This is a genomic window from Mesorhizobium sp. LHD-90 (genome assembly GCF_030929505.1).
Taxonomy (GTDB): domain Bacteria; phylum Pseudomonadota; class Alphaproteobacteria; order Rhizobiales; family Rhizobiaceae; genus Kumtagia.
Map to the genome: position 1 here is coordinate 232,659 of NZ_JAVFVV010000008.1, position 18,459 is coordinate 251,117.

The 18,459-nt window shown below is 63.9% G+C and carries 18 protein-coding genes; 10 read left to right on the plus strand and 8 right to left on the minus strand.

Annotated features, from left to right (window positions below):
* Positions 1-75: 75 nt before the first annotated feature.
* The 4 genes from RB623_RS13605 (at position 76) to RB623_RS13620 (ending at position 3,533) form a co-directional block, all read left to right on the plus strand.
* The gene (locus RB623_RS13605; RefSeq protein ID WP_308057445.1) at positions 76-1,014 is read left to right on the plus strand and encodes a SurA N-terminal domain-containing protein; all 939 of its coding nucleotides are present in this window, start codon (positions 76-78) and stop codon (positions 1,012-1,014) included.
* Between the two features lie 96 nt (positions 1,015-1,110).
* The gene (gene pdxA / locus RB623_RS13610; RefSeq protein ID WP_308057382.1) at positions 1,111-2,127 is read left to right on the plus strand and encodes a 4-hydroxythreonine-4-phosphate dehydrogenase PdxA; all 1,017 of its coding nucleotides are present in this window, start codon (positions 1,111-1,113) and stop codon (positions 2,125-2,127) included.
* On the plus strand, positions 2,124-2,954 hold the full coding sequence (gene rsmA, locus RB623_RS13615; protein ID WP_308057383.1) for a 16S rRNA (adenine(1518)-N(6)/adenine(1519)-N(6))-dimethyltransferase RsmA: 831 nt from the start codon (positions 2,124-2,126) through the stop codon (positions 2,952-2,954). The genes pdxA and rsmA overlap by 4 nt, the downstream gene beginning before the upstream one ends.
* Before the next feature lie 219 nt (positions 2,955-3,173).
* Positions 3,174-3,533 (plus strand): hypothetical protein, encoded by a 360-nt coding sequence (locus RB623_RS13620; RefSeq protein WP_308057384.1) that lies wholly within the window; start codon positions 3,174-3,176, stop codon positions 3,531-3,533.
* A gap of 109 nt (positions 3,534-3,642) precedes the next feature.
* On the opposite strand, the gene gmk is transcribed toward RB623_RS13620, so the two are convergent.
* Both gmk and RB623_RS13630 read right to left on the minus strand, forming a co-directional pair.
* Complete coding sequence (gene gmk / locus RB623_RS13625) at positions 3,643-4,296, minus strand: guanylate kinase (RefSeq protein ID WP_308057385.1); 654 nt, start codon at positions 4,294-4,296, stop codon at positions 3,643-3,645.
* A gap of 2 nt (positions 4,297-4,298) precedes the next feature.
* Complete coding sequence (locus RB623_RS13630; RefSeq protein WP_308057386.1) at positions 4,299-5,189, minus strand: YicC/YloC family endoribonuclease; 891 nt, start codon at positions 5,187-5,189, stop codon at positions 4,299-4,301.
* A gap of 292 nt (positions 5,190-5,481) precedes the next feature.
* Between RB623_RS13630 and RB623_RS13635 the strand changes: the two genes are divergently transcribed.
* Positions 5,482-5,823 carry a hypothetical protein gene (locus tag RB623_RS13635; RefSeq protein WP_308057387.1) on the plus strand — a complete coding sequence of 114 codons (342 nt, stop codon included), beginning with the start codon at positions 5,482-5,484 and terminating at the stop codon, positions 5,821-5,823.
* Between the two features lie 49 nt (positions 5,824-5,872).
* Here RB623_RS13635 and mltG read toward each other — a convergent pair whose 3' ends face one another.
* The 5 genes from mltG to fabD all read right to left on the minus strand — a co-directional run bounded on the left by mltG (position 5,873) and on the right by fabD (position 10,618).
* Entirely contained in the window at positions 5,873-7,054 is a 1,182-nt protein-coding gene (gene mltG, locus RB623_RS13640; protein WP_308057388.1) for an endolytic transglycosylase MltG, read from the minus strand.
* A 101-nt stretch (positions 7,055-7,155) separates the two neighbouring features.
* Positions 7,156-8,418 (minus strand): beta-ketoacyl-ACP synthase II, encoded by a 1,263-nt coding sequence (gene fabF / locus RB623_RS13645; protein WP_308057389.1) that lies wholly within the window; start codon positions 8,416-8,418, stop codon positions 7,156-7,158.
* Between the two features lie 37 nt (positions 8,419-8,455).
* Positions 8,456-8,692: an acyl carrier protein gene (locus tag RB623_RS13650; protein WP_308057390.1), complete on the minus strand. Its 237-nt coding sequence runs from the start codon at positions 8,690-8,692 to the stop codon at positions 8,456-8,458.
* A 209-nt stretch (positions 8,693-8,901) separates the two neighbouring features.
* On the minus strand, positions 8,902-9,639 hold the full coding sequence (fabG, locus tag RB623_RS13655) for a 3-oxoacyl-[acyl-carrier-protein] reductase (protein WP_308057391.1): 738 nt from the start codon (positions 9,637-9,639) through the stop codon (positions 8,902-8,904).
* A gap of 46 nt (positions 9,640-9,685) precedes the next feature.
* On the minus strand, positions 9,686-10,618 hold the full coding sequence (gene fabD, locus RB623_RS13660) for an ACP S-malonyltransferase (RefSeq protein WP_308057392.1): 933 nt from the start codon (positions 10,616-10,618) through the stop codon (positions 9,686-9,688).
* A gap of 178 nt (positions 10,619-10,796) precedes the next feature.
* On the opposite strand from fabD, the gene RB623_RS13665 reads away from it, so the two are divergent.
* Positions 10,797-12,773 (plus strand): LTA synthase family protein, encoded by a 1,977-nt coding sequence (locus RB623_RS13665; RefSeq protein ID WP_374121672.1) that lies wholly within the window; start codon positions 10,797-10,799, stop codon positions 12,771-12,773.
* Positions 12,774-12,783: 10 nt separating this feature from the next.
* On the opposite strand, the gene RB623_RS13670 is transcribed toward RB623_RS13665, so the two are convergent.
* Positions 12,784-14,349: a pilus assembly protein gene (locus RB623_RS13670; RefSeq protein ID WP_308057394.1), complete on the minus strand. Its 1,566-nt coding sequence runs from the start codon at positions 14,347-14,349 to the stop codon at positions 12,784-12,786.
* A 480-nt stretch (positions 14,350-14,829) separates the two neighbouring features.
* Here RB623_RS13670 and rpsF point away from each other — a divergent pair, with 480 nt between their 5' ends.
* The 4 genes from rpsF (at position 14,830) to RB623_RS13690 (ending at position 17,970) form a co-directional block, all read left to right on the plus strand.
* Positions 14,830-15,345 carry a 30S ribosomal protein S6 gene (gene rpsF, locus RB623_RS13675; RefSeq protein WP_308057395.1) on the plus strand — a complete coding sequence of 172 codons (516 nt, stop codon included), beginning with the start codon at positions 14,830-14,832 and terminating at the stop codon, positions 15,343-15,345.
* Complete coding sequence (rpsR, locus tag RB623_RS13680) at positions 15,345-15,593, plus strand: 30S ribosomal protein S18 (protein WP_188256182.1); 249 nt, start codon at positions 15,345-15,347, stop codon at positions 15,591-15,593. Before rpsF ends, rpsR begins: the two co-directional genes overlap by 1 nt.
* 200 nt (positions 15,594-15,793) lie before the next feature.
* Positions 15,794-16,369, plus strand: a complete 576-nt coding sequence (rplI, locus tag RB623_RS13685) for a 50S ribosomal protein L9 (protein WP_308057396.1) — start codon at positions 15,794-15,796, stop codon at positions 16,367-16,369.
* A gap of 305 nt (positions 16,370-16,674) precedes the next feature.
* On the plus strand, positions 16,675-17,970 hold the full coding sequence (locus RB623_RS13690; protein WP_308057397.1) for a cyclopropane-fatty-acyl-phospholipid synthase family protein: 1,296 nt from the start codon (positions 16,675-16,677) through the stop codon (positions 17,968-17,970).
* Positions 17,971-18,459: the final 489 nt, after the last annotated feature.

Here is an 18,459-nt window from a genome sequence, read left to right on the forward strand (position 1 = left end):
CGTCATCGTTTCGCCCAAGACATCGTCCATCGAGCAGTTTGGTAAGCAGCAGGAAAGAGAACGGATTCCGTGAGGATCGCCTCCGTGAGAAAAACGCTTCTGTCGCTCAATGCGGCCATCTTCATCGTCGCGGCCGCATTTTCCGTGCCGACGGTGGGCCCCGCCTATGCCGCGAGCGAGATCAAATACGTCGTCAACAACGTACCGGTCACCAACTACGACATTCAGCGGCGCGCCGCCTTCCTGAAGCTGCAGCGCAAGAAGGGAAACCTGACGAAGCTTGCCGCCGACGACATGATCGATCAGACGCTGAAGCAGGGCGAGATGAGGCGCCTCAACATCAGGATGGCCGACACGGAGGTGGATGCGGCCTACGCTCGTTTCGCGAAGTCGAACAAGATGACGCCGGCACAGTTGAACGGCGTCCTCGACAAGGCTGGCGTCACCGCTCAGCATTTCAAGGACTACATTCGCACCCAGCTTGGATGGAACCGGGTGTTGTCTGCCCGCTTCCGGGCGCAGGGCGGCACGATGAGCGAACAGGACGCGGTGCGCCGCATGCTGCAGGACGGCGGCAACAAGCCGTCGGCCACCGAATACGTGCTGCAGCAGGTGATCTTCGTCGTACCTGCATCCGAACGCGGTTCCATGGGCAAGCGCAAGAAGGAAGCCGAGGCCATGCGCCAGCGCTTCACAAGCTGCGAGAGCACCCGCGAATTCGCCAAGGGCCTGATCGACGTGACCGTGCGTGATCTCGGACGCGTGCTGGCGCCGGAACTACCGGGCGACTGGGCCGAGCAAATCAAGGCGACCAAGATCGGCGGTGCGACGCCGGTTCGCGAGACCGACCGCGGCGTCGAATTCATCGGCATCTGCCGCACGCGAGAGGTTTCGGACGACCGCGTCGCCAAGTCTGTCTTCCAGGCCGAGGGCAGCGAGGATGATCAGGCCGGCGAACTCGACAAGAAATACATGACCGAGTTGCGCGAGCGCGCGAAGATCACCGAGCGCTGATTTTCATAGGCTCTCGCCCTGCGGGAAGCCCATGTCGGCGCGATCGATGCGGGTTCCGTGTAAGACTGTTCCACCAACAAGACTTTTGAGCGCCCCATGCCTTCGCCGGATCGACCGCCATTGGCGCTGACGGCCGGCGACCCCGCCGGGATCGGGCCGGAAGTGGCGCTCGCAGCGTGGTTGCGGCGCAAGGCCGGGGTGCCATGTTTCTACCTGCTCGGCGACGCGGCTCTCTTGGCGAACCGGGCCAAACGCCTCGGACTCGACGTGCCGGTCACCGAGGTCGCGCCGGTAGACGCCGGCAGGAGTTTCGCACAAGCACTGCCGGTGGCGCCGCTCGCAGCGCGATTCGCAGACCGGCCCGGCGAGCCGGACGTGGCGAATGTGCCGGGCATACTCGAATCCATCGACCGGGCGGTGGCGGACACGCTCGATGGCCGGGCTTCGGCGGTGGTCACCTGCCCTATCGCCAAGAAAGTGCTCTATGACGGAGGCTTCCGGTTCCCCGGCCACACGGAATATCTGGCGGAGCTGGCGCGGGCGCGCACCGGCGTGTCGGCGCGGCCGGTGATGTTGCTCGCCGGGCCGGACCTGCGGACAGTGCCGGTCACGATCCACATCGCGTTGGCCGAGGTGCCGGCGCAGCTTCGCCAGCAGGACATTTTCGAGACCTGCAAGATCGTCGCCGGGGAGCTGCGGCGGCGTTTCGGCATCCAAAGACCCCGCCTCGCGGTCGCCGGACTCAATCCGCATGCCGGCGAGGACGGCTCGATGGGTCTCGAGGACGAAAGGATCGTGCGACCGGCGGTGGAAGCATTGCAAGGCGAGGGCATAGACGCGCGCGGGCCGCTGCCGGCCGACACGCTGTTCCACGCGCGGGCGCGAAAGACCTATGACGCGGCGATCTGCATGTATCACGACCAGGCGCTGATCCCGGCCAAGACGCTTGCCTTCGACGACGCCGTCAACGTCACGCTCGGCCTGCCCTTCATCCGCACATCGCCCGACCACGGCACCGCCTTCGACATCGCCGGCAAGGGCGTGGCGAGGCCGGACAGCCTGATCGCGGCGCTGAGGCTCGCCGGCAACATGGCCGCACGGACCGTGCGATGACACTCGCAGCCGACGGCCTGCCGCCGCTGCGCGACGTGATCGAGCAGCATGGGCTGCAGGCGAAGAAGTCGCTCGGGCAGAATTTCCTGCTCGACCTCAACCTGACCGGCAAGGTCGCACGGACCGCGGGCGAACTGAGCGGCGCCACCGTCGTCGAGGTCGGCCCCGGCCCCGGAGGCCTGACCCGCGCGCTGCTGATGCACGGCGCGAAGCGGGTTGTGGCGATCGAGCGCGACGAGCGCTGCCTGGCGGCGCTCGCTGAAATCTCCGCGCATTATCCCGGACGGCTGGAGGTCGTCGCGGCGGATGCGCTGAAGACCGACATGGCGGCGCTGGCGCAGGGCGAGACCGTCAAGATCGTCGCCAACCTTCCCTACAATATCGGCACCGAGCTGCTGATCCGCTGGCTGACGCCGGCTGCGTGGCCGCCGTTCTGGCAGTCGCTCACTCTGATGTTCCAGAGAGAAGTCGCGGAGCGCATTGTCGCCGAACCGGGTGACGATGCCTATGGACGGCTCGGCGTGCTTGCCGGCTGGCGTTGCAAGGCCGATATCGCCTTCGACATTCCGGCGCGCGCCTTCACGCCGCCACCGAAGGTGACGTCGTCCGTCGTGCATCTGGAGCCGCGCGCGACGCCGCTCCCCGCCGACATCCGCAGGCTGGAGCGCGTGACCGAATCGGCATTCGGCCAGCGCCGAAAGATGCTGCGACAGAGCCTGAAGAGCCTCGGCGGCGAGGCGCTGCTGGAGGCAGCGGGGATCGACGGCACGCGGCGGGCGGAGACTCTCAGCGTAGAAGAGTTCGCACGGCTGGCGAACGCTATCTGAGGTCTGCCGAAATCGGTTGCATACAGCCCTCTCCGAAAATCGAAAGCTACGTGAGATGCCGCAAGCCAATACCGGCCTTGCTAGCTGCAAAGCTTGGTCTTAACCTTCAACCCGGGCCGGAAAACTTGGGGGTTAAAACCTGTGAGCGCAGGCGGGGAATATTCAGACCTATACTTCACCAGGGAACAACTGATGCTCTCGGCCGGAGAGACAGTCGAGGTGGCAACCGACCTGATGAACGGCGCGCCCGCGGAATTGGAGATAACCGATATCGACCGGGCCTTCGTTCAGCGGGCCCTGCTTATCGTCGTCGACAAAAGCGAGAAGACCACGGCATTGTTCGATGTATTCGCCTCGTTCATGACGAAGGCGCCGTCCGGCTCGGTCCTGAAGATCGTGCAAAACCTGGCCACGCGGACGGCCCGGCGCTGGTTCAAGCAATATATCGACGACACGCCGAAATACAGCGCCCTGGGCAGGGCCGGCTTCCTCTACTACAGCCCGATGCCCATGGAGTGGCGCGTCAGGGTGGCCACAAAGGACGTAGGGATGATCACCAACTATCTGCTGACCAAATAGCGCCGCACGGTTTTGCTTGGGTCGGTCCTCGACGTGCGATGGTCGAAGTCCGTTCCCGGAGCGTGTCGCCGCCGGAGCGAACGCTACACGCTCCGGGCGGCGGCGTTCATCACGTCTTCTCGTCCAACAATCCCGAGACGAAGTCGAACAGGCCGGGACGGCGGTCGCGGCGCAGACGCTCGGCAGTGACGATCGCTTTCACCTGCCCGAAGGCGCGGTCGAGATCGCGGTTGACGACGACGTAGTCATAGTCGCGCCAGTGCTCGATCTCCAGCCGCGCATTTTCGAGCCGCCGCGCGATCACCTCTTCGGAATCCTCGGCGCGGCGCTTCAGCCGGCTTTTCAGCTCGGTCATGGAAGGCGGCAGGATGAAGATGGAGACGATGTCGGCGCGCATCTTGTCCTTGAGCTGCAAGGCGCCTTGCCAGTCGATGTCGAACAGCATGTCGCGGCCTTCCGCCATGGCCGCCTCCACCGGCTCGCGCGGCGTGGCGTAGCAGTTGCCGTGGACCTCGGCCCATTCGAGCAGCGCGTCGGAATCGCGCAGGCGATCAAACTCGCGCTGCGAGACGAAGCGGTAGTGGACGCCGTCGATCTCGCTGCCGCGGCGGGCACGGGTGGTGACGCTGACGGAGAGGCTGAGTTCGTGATCGCTTTCGAGAAGATTGCGGGCAATTGTCGACTTGCCCGCGCCGGATGGCGAGGACAGAACCAGCATCAGGCCGCGGCGGCGAATGCCCGCTTTCTGCTGTCCGTTCTCCATCCCTACTCCAGATTCTGAACCTGCTCGCGGAACTGGTCCACCACTGCCTTGAGTTCAAGGCCGATGGCGGTAATCGCGGCCGCGTTCGACTTAGAACACAACGTGTTTGATTCGCGATTAAATTCCTGAGCAAGGAAATCCAGCTTGCGCCCGACCGGGCCGCCGGCGGCGAGCAGCGCGCGGCCGGACGCCACATGCGTCTTCAGCCGGTCGATTTCCTCGCGGATGTCGGCCTTGGTCGCCAGGAACGCCGCCTCCATGTGCAGGCGGCTTTCGTCCAGTCCGGCAGAGGCGTCCATGAGCAGGGCGACCTGTTCGGCGAGCCGGGCGCGGATTGAAGCCGGCTCACGCGAGGGGTCGGCCTCGGCCCGTGCAACCAGCCCCTCGATGGTGTCGATATGGCCGCGAAGCACCGCGCCGGTCGCTTCGCCTTCGACCTGGCGGGCCTTGCCAAGCTCAACGACAGCACGATCGAAGGCCGACAGGATCGCGGCGTCGAGGCCGGCGCGCGCCTCCTCCGTCTCCTGCAACTCCGACGGTTCCAAAACGCCACGCAGCGCAAGCAGCCCATCTGCGCTGGCCGGCGCAGTGCCGAACTGTTCCTGAAGCCGTTTGGCGAGGCCGGCAAGGTCCTTGAGAAGAGCTTCGTTGATGACCGGCTGCGCGCCGCCGACGCCGACGCGCCCGATCGTCAGCGTCGCCTGGAAATTGCCCCGAGCGAAACTCTTCTGCAGCGCCTGGCGCACGCCCTGCTCGAGGCGCTCGTAGCCGGGGGGCAGACGCAGCCTGACCTCGATCGTCTTGCCGTTGACCGATTTGAGTTCCCAGGCGATCGATGTTCCGTCGATCTCGCCCGTCGCCCGGGAAAATCCGGTCATGCTCTGAAGGATCATGGCGCGGGTTCTTCCTTCCATGGACTCGTACGCTGGAAGGCGGATGCTTCCGGGACAATTTTGAAGTCAGCCCATTGGATACCGGCTCGCGCCTGCCCCGTCCAGTCACGCAAAGCGGAGGTCGCGGCGACGCGTCGGAGCGACGCCACCTAGATGCCGGCATTCTATCCGCTGCCGCTGCCGACCGGCGGTGTCATATGCGTTCGGAATCCGTGCGGCTTTGCTGAGGCACGGCTCGCCAACAGGTGCAACCCGAGATAGTCTTGAGTTCGGACGCTCGACAGGAGGCATCATGCGTACCCGACTCATCGTGAGCGCAGCAACATTGCTGGCTTTGACGGCACTCGCTCTGGCAAAGGCACCCGCCGATATTGCAGACCTGGTGGGAGCCCGCGCACCCGGCGCGGAAAGCGAGATGCAGAACAGGGGCTACACCAACGTCAAGAACAATACCTGGTGGAACGCCGGCAGTAGCACCTGCGTCCGCGTCCACGTCTCACAGGGCAAATATTCCGGCATCACGCAGGTGAAACCATCGGCGTGCGGTCACGGTTCGGGTGGCAGCGCGGCAGTGGTGTGCCCGCCCGATCTCTCGCAAGCCGATCTCTACAAACATCCCGGCTGCAGCCTCTAGGGCAGGTTGCACTCGGGTTGGGCGCAAACTGCAATAGCTGCTGCGGCGGCTATTGCGCAGTGTCGGTGCCGGGCTCGCCCTGCTCGCCGGTCGTCCCGGCCTGCCCTTGCTGCTTCTGGACAGCCCGCCAGCGCGCGACATTCTTGTTGTGCTCATCGAGCGTGCTGGCGAAGACATGGCCACCGGTGCCGTCGGCCACAAAATAAAGATCGTCGGTCTGCAGCGGATTGGCCACAGCTTCGAGCGCGGCCCGCCCGGGATTGGCGATCGGCGTCGGCGGCAGACCGTTGATCACATAGGTGTTGTAGGGCGTCGGCTTCTCGATGTCGGACTGATAGATCGGCCGGTCGGCCGGCTTGCCGGCGCCGCCGAACAGACCGTAGATGATCGTCGGATCGGACTGGAGGCGCATCTTCTTGCGCAACCGGTTGACGAAGACGGACGCAACATGCGGGCGTTCTGAATCGACGCCGGTTTCCTTCTCGACGATCGAAGCCAGCGTGACAAATTCGTTGACGTCGGCGACCGGCAGGTCCGGCGCACGCTTTGCCCAGATCTCTTCGATCAGCGCAGCCTGCTGTGCCTGCATCTTTTCGACAATCGCCTTTCGCTGGGCACCGCGCGTGAAGCGTTGGGTATCGGCCGCAAGGCTGCCCTCCGGCGGCATCTGCGGCATGGCGCCGGATAGCGCTTCGTTGTCGGCGATGCGCCGGAACGCCTGCGCGACCGTCAATCCTTCGGGCACGGTCAGCGAATGCATCACCGACTTGCCGCTCTGTAATAGCCTGACGATGTCGTTCATCGAGGCGCCCACCGGCACCTCGTATTCGCCGGCCTTCAGCGTGTCCTTGCCGCCATAAGTGCGCAGGCCCAGCCGGAACACAACGGCGTCTGTGATGAACCCACCCTGCTCCAGTTGGGACCCGATCTGGCCGACGCCGCTGTTCTCCTTGACCAGGAACGTCCTCATCGCCGTGGTTGGTCCCGGCGCGAAGAAGGCTTGTCTGCCAAAGTAGACGAGGAGACCGGCCGCGACGACCGCCAGGATCACCAGCGAGACGAGGAAGTTCATGAAGACGACAATCTGGCTGCGCGATGCCCGCGAGCGGCGGACCGGCGGCGGCGTTCCCTTTTCCGGACGCAACGCCTCGCTCGCCGTCTTCGCAACGGGCGGCTTCTGCGGCTCTTCCCGGCGGCCGAACTCGGCTGTGCTGGTCTGTGTGTCGCTCATCGCCCTAGCCTGATGACTCTGTCTCCTGCGCCGAAACCCGCTTCCAGGACACTACGCGCGAATATGGCAAAATTCCCGGCAGTCTGAAGCGGCGGCCCGCCTCAGCCGTTGTAACGCTGGAACACCAGCGACGCGTTGGTTCCGCCGAAGCCGAAGGAGTTTGACAAAGCCACGTCGACCTGGCGCTGCCGCGCCTTGTGCGGCACCAGATCGATCGCGGTCTCGCGCTCCGGATTGTCGAGATTGATGGTCGGCGGCACGACGTTGTCGCGGATCGACAGTACCGAGAAGATGGCCTCGGCGGCTCCGGCGGCGCCCAAAAGATGGCCGATCGCCGACTTGGTCGACGACATCGATATTTTGGAGGCGGCATTGCCAACCAGCCGCTCGACCGCGCCCAGTTCGATCGTGTCGGCCATGGTCGAAGTACCATGCGCGTTGATGTAATCGATATCGGCAGGCTGGAGCCCGGCGCGCTTGATCGCGGCAGTCATGCAGCGGAACGCGCCGTCACCGTCCTCGGCGGGTGCGGTGATGTGATAGGCGTCTCCCGTCAGGCCGTAGCCCACGACCTCGGCATATATCTTGGCGCCGCGCGCCTTGGCATGCTCGAGCTCCTCGAGGATGACCACGCCGGCGCCCTCACCCATGACAAAACCGTCGCGGTCGCGGTCGAAGGGCCGCGATGCCGTCTCCGGCGCGTCGTTGCGATCGGTCGAAAGTGCCCGGCAAGCCGCAAACCCGGCCATCGACAGCCGCGTCACCGGGGCCTCGGAGCCACCAGCCAGCATCACGTCGGCATCGCCGAACATGATCAGCCGCGCCGCGTCCCCGATCGCGTGGGCGCCGGTCGAGCAAGCGGTGACAACAGCGTGGTTCGGTCCCTTCAGGCCGTGGCGGATCGACACCTGGCCGGACACCAGGTTGATGATGTTGCCCGGGATGAAGAAGGGGCTGATGCGGCGCGGGCCACGCTCGTTGAGCAACAGCGCGTTGTCGGCGATGCCATCGATGCCGCCGATGCCGGAACCGATCATGACGCCGGTGGCGTTGCGATCCTCATCGGTCTTGGGTTCCCAGCCGGAGTCCTTCAGCGCCTCGTCCGCCGCGGCGATGCCGTAGAGGATGAAATCGCCGATCTTGCGGAGCTCTTTCGGCTCCAGATAGGATTCTGGATGGAATGTGCTGTCGCTGCCGTCGCCGCGCGGGATGACATGGGCGATCTTACATGCGAGGTCGTCGACCTCGAACTCGGTGACCCGCCGGCAGGCGCTCCTGCCGGCAAGGATCTGCTTCCAGCCATGATCCACCCCGACACCGAACGGCGAGAGCAGACCCAGACCCGTGACTACGACACGCCTCATCGCAGCTTCTGGACGCGTTGACGGCATGCCGAACGGATCAGGCGGAAGCTTTGTCGATGTATTTCACCGCGTCGCCCACGGTGAGAATCGTCTCGGCGGCATCGTCCGGGATTTCGACGCCGAACTCTTCCTCGAAAGCCATGACGAGTTCGACCGTATCCAGGGAGTCGGCGCCCAGGTCATCGATGAAGCTCGCGGATTCCGTCACCTTGTCGGCTTCAACGCCGAGATGCTCGACCACGATCTTCTTGACGCGCTCTGCGGTGTCACTCATGTTGGCTTCCTCGTCTTAGGTTGTGTGCCTTCGTTAGCGGGCGGCTTGCCGCTAATCAAGCTGAAAGATGATGTTCGCCGCGACGCGCGGGTCGCGGCCGTGAATTGTTCGCTGGCCGTCAGTTCCAAGCCGATTACACGAAAACACCAGGCCGTCCAAGGCGGAAACGCCTGATTTCGGGCCGCGAGCCCTGACTTTGGGTCAGACGCTCAGATCATTGCCATGCCGCCGTTGACGTGAATCGTCTGGCCGGTGACGTAGGCCGCCTCGTTCGACGCGAGGAAGGCCACCGCCGCCGCGACCTCGGCGCCGGTGCCCATGCGCCTCGAAGGAATCGCGGCCATGATCGCCTCCTTCTGCTTGTCGTTCAGCTTGTCGGTCATCGCCGATTCGATGAAGCCCGGCGCCACGCAATTGACGGTGACGTTGCGGGTGGCGATCTCCTGCGCCAGCGATTTTGTGAAGCCGATCATGCCGGCCTTCGAGGCGCAGTAATTGGCCTGTCCGGGATTGCCGGTAACGCCGACCACCGAAGTGATGTTGACGATGCGGCCGCCGCGGCGGCGCATCATCGGATGCGTCAGCTCGCGAGTGAGCCGGAACACGGCGGTGAGATTCACCTCCAGCACCGCATCCCAGTCGGCGTCGGACATGCGCACGAACAGGCCGTCCTTGGTGATACCGGCATTGTTGACGAGGATGTCGACGCCTTCCAGATCGGCCTCCGCCTTCTGCCCGAGCGCCTTGACCTCGTCGCGGCTGGTCAGGTCGGCTGGGAACAGTTTTACGCGGTCGCCGAGATCGGCGGCGAGCGCCTCGAGCTTTTCCACGCGCGTGCCGTGAATGCCGACCGTCGCCCCCTGCGCGTGCAGGGTGCGGGCGATCGCCTCGCCGATGCCGCCGCTTGCGCCGGTGATCAGCGCCTTCTTTCCCGTGAGATCGAACATGACCGGATTCCTCAAAGTACAGGTTAGCCAGGCAATACCGCTGATATCAAAGGGCCGCCAGCGCGGCCTCGACATCCGCAGGCGTTCCAACATTGGCGGTTGCAATGTCGCGGTTGATGCGGCGCGCCAGGCCCGACAGAACCTTTCCCGCGCCGACCTCGTAGAGCGTGGTCACGCCGTTGGCGCCGAACCATTCGATCGTCTCGCGCCAGCGCACGCGGCCGGTGACCTGCTCGACAAGGCGCGCGGCGATCTCGTCTGGGTCGGCGAGCGGCCGGACCACGACATTGGCGACGACCGGCACGGCAGGCGCCTTCTTCGCGACCTTTGCCAGCGCCTCGCGCATCGCCTCGGCGGCGGGCGCCATCAAGGCCGAATGGAAGGGCGCGGAGACCGGAAGCATGATGGCGCGCTTGGCGCCCTTCTCGGTGCAGAGCTTTGCAGCGTTTTCGACCGCCGCCTTGCCGCCGGAGATCACCAGTTGCCCGCCGCCATTGTCGTTGGCGATCTGCACGCCCGGTCCGGCCTCGGCGCAGGCAGCCTCGACGTCGCCCTGCTCGAGACCGAGGATCGCTGCCATGGCGCCCTCGCCCACCGGCACCGCCGCCTGCATGGCGTTGCCGCGGATGCGCAGCAGACGCGCCGTGTCGGCGATCGAGAAGGTCCCGGCCGCGGCCAGCGCCGAATATTCGCCGAGCGAGTGACCGGCCACGTAGGACACCTTGTCCTTCAGGGAGAAACCCCGCGACTCCAGCGCGCACAGCGCCGCCAGCGACACCGCCATCAGCGCCGGCTGGGCGTTGGCGGTGAGCGTCAGGATCTCTTCCGGCCCCTCCCAGATCGTTTTCGACAGCTTTTCGCCGAGCGCCTCGTCGACTTCGTCGAAGACGGCCCTGGCCGCCGGAAAGGCGTCGGCGAGTTCCTTGCCCATGCCCACGGCCTGGCTTCCCTGTCCCGGAAAGGTGAACGCGATGGTCATCTCTGCCAGCCCTTGTTTCGGTTCGTTTGCGTGCCGTGTGGCGCGACGCCGCGAACGGAGTCAAGGACTATCGGTCGCATCCCCGCAATTCAATTTCCTACGCCGGCATTCAAATCCTTCCTGAATTTCGCCACAGGGTCTGGATTTTTATGACAAGGGAATGACATTACCGTGAAGGATGCGTGACAGGCGTCCGGCATCGAGTGCAGGGAAGCGCGCCTTGGGTTTTCGGACGCGGAGTTTACAGCCGCCACAGCGGCAACCGGGATCGGCGGGCGGCCAAGCTCGAGAGAGGCGCTGGACGACCTTGCGCGTCTTCGGTTCGATCGTGATTACGCTGGTGCTGGCGACGCTGCTGGTGTTCAGCGTCGAACTGGTTGCGCGCGGCTCGTTTGAGCAGACGCTGCAATTCTTCCAACAGCCGTTGCGGCCAGGCTGGACAACCGTGGTGTTGTTCGCGCTGCTGATCGTGTTCTTCGACGCGGTGCTCGGCAGGCCCTACCACGCCCTGTTCCTGATCGCCCCGGTGACCCTGGGGCTGGCCTTCGTCGGACACCAGAAGGCGTTCTATCTCGGTGATCCGCTCTACCCGGCCGATTTCCTCTATGCGCGGCAGATCGTCGAACTGATGCCGCTGCTGGTGCGCCAGCGTCCGTTCGCGGCGATCGGCTTCACGGTCGTCGGCATTGCCGCGGTCGCCGCGCTGGTGATGGCATGGCGCTACCGCTGCCGGCGCGCGCCGAAACTGTCGGTCCGGGCGCGCGCCTCGCGGCTGGTCGTGGCGCTGCCGGCGCTGCTGTTTTTCGGTTCGATCATGGACTACGCGACCTTCTCCTGGGCGCGCGACCGGTTGCAGATCTCGCCGGTGATGTGGGACCAGAAGGAGAACTACAACAGCAACGGGTTTGCCATCGCCTTCGCGCTCAACGTGCCGATGGCCAAGGTGACCGCGCCGAAGGGTTATTCGGAAGAAGCCATCGAGGCTTTTGCCGGAAAACCGCTGGCGCCGGTGTCGGTGCCCGCGGACAGGCCCGACATCATCATGGTGATGAGCGAATCCTTCTGGGATCCGACGCGGCTGCCGAAGACGACGATCACGCCCGACCCGATCCCGACGGTGCGCGCCATGCAGTCGGGCCACATGCTGTCGCCGGAATTCGGCGGCATGACCGCCAATGTCGAGTTCGAGGCGCTGACCGGCTTCTCCAACGCCTTCCTGCCCTATGGCAGCATCCCCTATCAGCAATATGTGCGCGCGCCGGTTCCGTCGCTCGCGCGGTTCCTGAAGAGCGAAGGCTACGACACCCGCGCCTTCCACCCTTATGCCGGCTGGTTCTGGAACCGGGCGACGGTCTACCGTGATTTCGGCTTCGACCGTTTCATGTCGGAGGAGACGCTGCCGGTGCTGGAAAAGCGCGGGCCGCTCGCCGCCGACACCGCTTTCATCGACGAGATCATCAAGAATGCGGAGCGGGCAAGCCAGCCGTTCTTCTATTTCGCGGTGACCTTGCAGGGGCACGGGCCCTATGAGCCGAACCGCTATCCGGATTCGACGCTCGTCGTGAAGGGCCCGATCAGCGAGGCGTCAAATAGCGCGCTGAAAACCTTTGCCACCGGCGCCGCGGATGCAGACCGCAGCCTAGCCACACTGATCGACTGGGCCAAGAAGCGCGAGCGGCACACGATCATCGCCTTCTTCGGCGACCATTTGCCGCCGCTCGGGCCGGTCTACACCGAGACGGGATTCATGAAGGACGTGGTGGCCGATCGCAACGCGCCGGCCGAAACGCTTGCCGCCGAGCACGAGACGCCGCTGGTCGTGTGGTCGAACCGCGTCGGTGCGGTGAGGGCCGTCGGCTCGGTCAGCCCGGCGTTCCTGCCGTATTATCTGATGCGCACCGGCGGCTTCAGCCACCCATACTACACTGGCTTCCTCGGCATGGTGCGCGACCGTTTTGCGGCGATCGACCGCAATATGCTGGTGAGCAGCAACGGCACGCCGACGCAGAACTGGTCGCGGGCCGAGGAGGTCGATGCGACGATCCGCGATTTCCGCTATCTCCAGTACGATCTGATGTTCGGAAAGCGCTTCGGTGAGGCCGCGCTGTTCCCGGAGTCGCAAGACCGGCCGAAAATCCTGCCGCCGCCGGTCTGAGGGCTGGCCGTCAGCCGGTGAACTGCAGTTTGGCGATGATGCTGGCGATGTTGCCAAAAATAGCCTTCAGCTTGGTGGGGTCGTTGGTGCCGAAATAGTACTCAGGCTTGGACGCGCAGTCTCCGTACAGCTTACGATTGGCGGCAGAATCGGCGCCAAGCAGGATTGTGAATATCTGCACGTTTTGTTTCTTAAGTTCCGTGCACATGGTGGACGTCCACGTGTTGACTTGGGTTACTGCCCTGCCCTTGTCCGTCGTGAGCATACGGTTGTCGGCCAGGAAACCGTAGGAGCCGTAGTCGGATTTATTGAGCGTCGTATCGTTCGCGCCAAAAACCTCATTCGTTCCGTCTGTGAAGACAACGACCCACTTGCTGACGTGCACATCATCGAATGGCTGGCCCTGCGTGTAGGGCTCACCAGGCGACAGGACGCGCCATCCCCAGGCCAGGCCCTCGGAGACGTTGGTGCCGGAACCGTTCCAGTAGGTCATCTTGCCGATCTGCGTCTTCAGCGAATCGAGATCCTCGGTCAGCGGCGCGATCGGTGTCGCGCAGGCACGGTTCGGACCATTCGTGAGCGGTGGCGTGGCCACGATGTTTTTCAATGTCGTCCCGTTGTACTTCGCCGCATTCCTCTGCTCCTTGACCTGCTTGGCCAGATCCTCGCTATTCGGCTTATTCGTCTTTGGCGCGGCATCGGCAAGGTAAGAATTGTTGAACGCAGACGCGTCGTTGCCGGGGGCGGTCTTGTCACCGGGCTCGTCGGGCGCGAAATAGGGTACGAACAACGTCTCCGGCTTCGTCTTGTCCGGAGCCGTGTCGTCGAGATTGTACGGGGCTGGCCGCGCCTCGACACAACCTTTCCATTCCACATTGAGCCGGTTGAACATGGCCAGTTGGTCGGGCCGCTTCCCGTCGACCGGATCGAAATGGACGCCGTTCAGCGAGTTCCCGCCGTTCTTGTCAATCCAATCTTCCTTGTAGTTTTCACCCTTGATGTTGACGGCGGTGACGAACGGCACGAGCGCGGCTCGCACCTTGCGTCCTGACACACCGCTGCCCTGCATGCCCTTCAGCGTGTCGACCAGGCTGCTGGCTGCATCGCGCAGCGATTTCATGCGGGCCTCGCCCATCGACCCGGTGTTGTCGAGCACCAGCGCCACCTCGACGTTCTTGCGCGATTCGAAAGCGACAGCCGTCACCTTGATCAGCGGATCGACCTTGAAGAACGGCATGAAATTGAGGTCGACATGCGATTGCGCGGTGGCCACGTTGCGGATGTCCACCAGTGTCTCGTTGACAGTGATGGTCGCGGTCGGATCGCGCAGCAGATTCTTGCCGGCGACGTTGGACGCGAAGAAGCGGTCGAACGTGTCCGTGCGCGAGACGTCGGTGGCGCCGATCCGCGACGCGGCCATGACCGCCGCGTCGAGCGACGCCTGGAGATCCGATTTCGCCGACATCATGTTGGTGACGTCGATGGCAAATCCCACGGCGAACAGCACTGCTGGAGAAGCCAGCGCCAGCGTCATGGCAAAATTGCCGGACGTCGACCGCAGGAACCGCTTGAACATTTTTTTGTCACCCCACCAGATTGCCCGGTGAGATTGCGGCCGGCGTCATGAAATTTCGGTTGAACCTGGCCGCCGCCGGCGGCCATTTCGACACAGGCTTAATGCCGCGTTGCAGTCCGTCAGGAAATTTTCATGATGCCGTCCGGTGCTCCTCGAGCCACGCTGCCGGTCGGACAACTCATCTAGTTCGGACAACTCACGTGCTTACGACATTCATGGTGGCCGATCTTGCGTCGCCGGCCAAATGCTGTATAGAGCGCGCTTCTGCCGGTCCCGGCTGGGGGCTGAACGGAGGGCCGGAGGTTTGAAAAAATCTCCGCTCGAAGGCAAACCGCCTTCAGCCTCCCGTGTCTCCGCTCTCCGACCGTCCATGCTCCTTTCTTCTCCTGAGGCGGCCGCCAGGCCCTCGACGGATCAGACAGGTTGCAGAGGCTTAGCCGCCGGTGCCGGGCAGAGTGTTGAAGAAAGGCGAAAAGCACAATGGCTCTCTACGAACATGTGTTTCTTGCCCGGCAGGACCTCTCGCAGCAGCAGGTCGATGCGCTTGTGGAACACTACAAGGGCATCATCTCCGCGAACGGAGGCACCGTCGGCCGGGTCGAGAACTGGGGACTGAAGTCCCTCACCTACCGGATCAAGAAGAACCGGAAGGCCTACTATACGCTGATGGACCTGACCTGCCCGCCGGCTGCGCTCAACGAACTCGAGCGCCAGCAGGGCCTGTCGGAAGACATCCTGCGCTTCCTGACGATCAAGGTCGAGAAGCACGAGGAAGGCCAGTCGGCCATGCTGCAGAAGCGCGAAGAGCGCAGCGAACGCGGCGGCTTCGGCGATCGCGACCGTGGGCCGCGCAGCTTCGGCGACCGTGACCGCGGTGACCGCGGCCCGCGCTCCTTCGGCGACCGCGAAGGCGGCGACCGTGGCCCGCGCAGCTTCGGCGACCGCGAGGACCGTCCTCGCCGTCCGCGTGAAACCGTTGAAGGAGGTGCCGCATAATGGTCGACATCAATCAGATCCCGACCCGGCGCCCGTTCCACCGCCGTCGCAAGACCTGCCCGTTCTCGGGCGCCAACGCGCCGAAGATCGACTACAAGGACGTGCGCCTGCTGCAGCGCTACATTTCCGAGCGCGGCAAGATCGTGCCGTCGCGCATCACCGCCGTCAGCCAGAAGAAGCAACGCGAGCTCGCCCAGGCGATCAAGCGCGCCCGCTTCCTCGGCCTGCTGCCCTATCTGGTGCGCTAACTGTCTTCGGGAGCCGGCTGCTTGCCGGCTCCCGGCTCTCCGCGACGGGCGCGGAGGGTTTTTCTGAAATCCCGAGTTGGGGCCAAAACCCCTAACTGCCGATACGGGCAGGACAGCGAACCGACGACCGACCTGTCAGACGCATCCTGTTCCGTTCCCCGAATTCCGCCGCCGCAAGCGGCCATTGAAGGAACAGAGACATGCAAGTCATTCTTCTCGAACGTATTTCCCGCCTCGGCCAGATGGGTGACACCGTCAAGGTCAAGGACGGCTTTGCCCGCAATTTCCTGCTGCCGCAGGGCAAGGCGCTGCGCGCCAACGAAGCCAACAAGAAGAAGTTCGAGGGCCAGCGCGTCCAACTCGAGGCCCGCAACCTTGAGCGCAAGACCGAAGCCCAGCAGATCGCCGACAGGCTCGACGGCAAGAGCTTCATCACCGTGCGCTCGGCCGGCGAGACCGGCCAGCTCTACGGCTCGGTGTCGACCCGCGACATCGCCGACCTGCTGACCGCCGAGGGCTACACGGTTGCCCGCAACCAGGTCGAACTCAACCAGCCGATCAAGACCATCGGCCTGACCAACGTGGCGATCGCGCTCCATCCGGAAGTCGAGGTCACGGTGACGCTGAACATCGCCCGCTCGACCGAAGAAGCGGAGCGCCAGGCGAAGGGCGAGACGCTGACGACCGCCGAGGCGATCTACGGCGACGACATCAACGAGAACGCTCGCCCGGATAATTTCTTCGATCCGGCCGCCGAGGAAGAGACCGAAGCCTGATCGTCAGGCTGTATATCCCATCGACAAGGCCCGGGTTCCGACCCGTGCTTTTTTGTTGCCGACGCGACCGCATGCAAGCGCTCCGTCGTCAGTGACACATGACGTGAGGACACCCAACCGAGCGCGAGGATCGACGAAAATCTCCTGACAATCGCCAAAAACGTATGAATTCCGCCGCTTTCAGCGCGACTGGCATCATTATCCATGCGGATTTTGTGCCAATCAGAACTTTTCAAGCTGCGACAAATTAAAGCAGAATAGGTCAGGCCCGCTGCCGAAGCGGCACCCGCGATTTGGGTAGGCACATGAACATTCTGTTGAAGCGCATCATCGACCGGGTGGTGCGGGTCGGAAACCTCAAGGTCACCAGCCCCGGCGGCACGGTCGACAGTTTCGGCGACGGCACCGGCCCGCTGGTGCACATGCACATCAAGACGCAGCATGCGGAGCGCGCGATCACGCTGCATCCGACGCTGGCGGTCGGCGAATCCTTCATGGACGAGGAGATCGACTTCATCCATGGCGACGTGCTTCTGTTCCTGCAGACCGTCTACCAGAACATGGCGCCGATCGGCGCCAACGACGCGCTGACGCGCGCCATCGAAGGCGTGCGCGTGGCGTTTCGGCGGCTGCAGCAGGTCAACACCCATGCCCGGTCGAAACGAAACGTGCAGCGCCACTACGATCTGTCGGGCGAGATCTACAAACTCTTCCTCGACGCCGACATGCAGTATTCCTGTGCCTATTTCGAGCGTCCCGACATGACGCTGGAAGAGGCGCAGCTTGCCAAGAAGCGCCACATCGCCGCCAAGCTGAAACTCGGCGCCGGCCATTCCGTGCTCGACATCGGCTCCGGCTGGGGCGGGCTCGGCCTCTACATCGCCAGGAATTTCCAGGCCGATGTGCTCGGCGTCACGCTGTCGACCGAGCAGCATGCCGTCTCCACCGAGCGGGTGCGCGCCGAGGGTCTGGAAGATCACGTGCATTTCGAGATCCGCGACTATCGCGACCTCAACGAACGCTTCGACCGCATCGTCTCGGTCGGCATGTTCGAGCATGTCGGCGTCAACCACTACCGCACCTTCTTCGAAAAATGCGCGACGCTGCTGAAGCCGGACGGCGTGATGCTCCTGCATTCGATCGGCCGCTTCGGTCCGCCGTCCGCCACCAACGCCTTCATCCGCAAGCACATCTTCCCGGGCGGCTACATTCCGGCGCTGTCGGAGGTGCTGCCGGTGATCGAGAAATCCGGACTAATGGTGGGCGACATCGAAATCCTGCGCCTGCACTACGCCGAGACGCTGAAACACTGGCGCGAACGTTTTCTCGCCAACCGCGACAAGGCGAAGGCGATCTACGACGAGCGCTTCTGCCGCATGTGGGAATTCTATCTGTCCGGCTCGGAAGCCGCGTTCCGCTGGCAGGACCTGATGGTCTTCCAGATCCAGTTGACGCGCAGGAACGACACGGCGCCGATTACGCGCGGCTACATGGAGAAGTGCGAGAAGGCGCTCGCAATGCATGAGATGGGGCATCGCGACATCGACGAGCACGGGGAAAAACCCAGGCGCGGCCGCAAAAAGGTTTCGGATAGGGAATAGCGGTTCGCCGCTCGTAGGCGGAGACGCGAAACCGCCGACCGAGCGCGCGTCTTTCGCGTCGATCGTGCGTCCTTCGAGGCTCGCCCGCCAAAGTTTTCTCTATAATTTCAAGGTTCTGCGGGCTCGCACCTCAGGATGAGGACGCTCGTGCCGGCAGCGCCAATCGCCAAGGTTCGTCAGATTTCCAGATACGCTCATGCCGCCATGGCGGAATTTCGCGTAGACGCTGAAAGTTGGCTTTTCAGGCACGACCGTCCTCATCCTGAGGTGCGAGCCCGCACAAGGTTGAAAACATTGACGAAAATCTTTGCGGCGAGCCTCGAAGGACGCACCCGACGGCAAAATTGTCCACTGGACAGCAATTCTCGCGAGTGATTCACGAACGTCGACGAGCGGAAAAAGCTGCGGGAGCAAATGTTGGTCCGGGCCAGAAATCAGACAACAGTCTAAGCTCCCGCAGAAAGGGATCTCGCGAGGAGCTTGGGCCGG

Excerpts from the sequence above, each read along its gene's own strand:
- pdxA (WP_308057382.1), top strand. The coding sequence starts at position 1,111 with ATGCCTTCGCCGGATCGACCGCCATTGGCGCTGACGGCCGGCGACCCC.
- rsmA (WP_308057383.1), top strand. The coding sequence starts at position 2,124 with ATGACACTCGCAGCCGACGGCCTGCCGCCGCTGCGCGACGTGATCGAG.
- gmk (WP_308057385.1), bottom strand. The coding sequence starts at position 4,296 with ATGGAGAACGGACAGCAGAAAGCGGGCATTCGCCGCCGCGGCCTGATG.
- RB623_RS13630 (WP_308057386.1), bottom strand. The coding sequence starts at position 5,189 with ATGATCCTTCAGAGCATGACCGGATTTTCCCGGGCGACGGGCGAGATC.
- RB623_RS13635 (WP_308057387.1), top strand. The coding sequence starts at position 5,482 with ATGCGTACCCGACTCATCGTGAGCGCAGCAACATTGCTGGCTTTGACG.
- mltG (WP_308057388.1), bottom strand. The coding sequence starts at position 7,054 with ATGAGCGACACACAGACCAGCACAGCCGAGTTCGGCCGCCGGGAAGAG.
- fabF (WP_308057389.1), bottom strand. The coding sequence starts at position 8,418 with ATGAGGCGTGTCGTAGTCACGGGTCTGGGTCTGCTCTCGCCGTTCGGT.
- RB623_RS13650 (WP_308057390.1), bottom strand. The coding sequence starts at position 8,692 with ATGAGTGACACCGCAGAGCGCGTCAAGAAGATCGTGGTCGAGCATCTC.
- fabG (WP_308057391.1), bottom strand. The coding sequence starts at position 9,639 with ATGTTCGATCTCACGGGAAAGAAGGCGCTGATCACCGGCGCAAGCGGC.
- fabD (WP_308057392.1), bottom strand. The coding sequence starts at position 10,618 with ATGACCATCGCGTTCACCTTTCCGGGACAGGGAAGCCAGGCCGTGGGC.
- RB623_RS13665 (WP_374121672.1), top strand. The coding sequence starts at position 10,797 with ATGCGTGACAGGCGTCCGGCATCGAGTGCAGGGAAGCGCGCCTTGGGT.
- RB623_RS13670 (WP_308057394.1), bottom strand. The coding sequence starts at position 14,349 with ATGTTCAAGCGGTTCCTGCGGTCGACGTCCGGCAATTTTGCCATGACG.
- rpsF (WP_308057395.1), top strand. The coding sequence starts at position 14,830 with ATGGCTCTCTACGAACATGTGTTTCTTGCCCGGCAGGACCTCTCGCAG.
- rpsR (WP_188256182.1), top strand. The coding sequence starts at position 15,345 with ATGGTCGACATCAATCAGATCCCGACCCGGCGCCCGTTCCACCGCCGT.
- rplI (WP_308057396.1), top strand. The coding sequence starts at position 15,794 with ATGCAAGTCATTCTTCTCGAACGTATTTCCCGCCTCGGCCAGATGGGT.
- RB623_RS13690 (WP_308057397.1), top strand. The coding sequence starts at position 16,675 with ATGAACATTCTGTTGAAGCGCATCATCGACCGGGTGGTGCGGGTCGGA.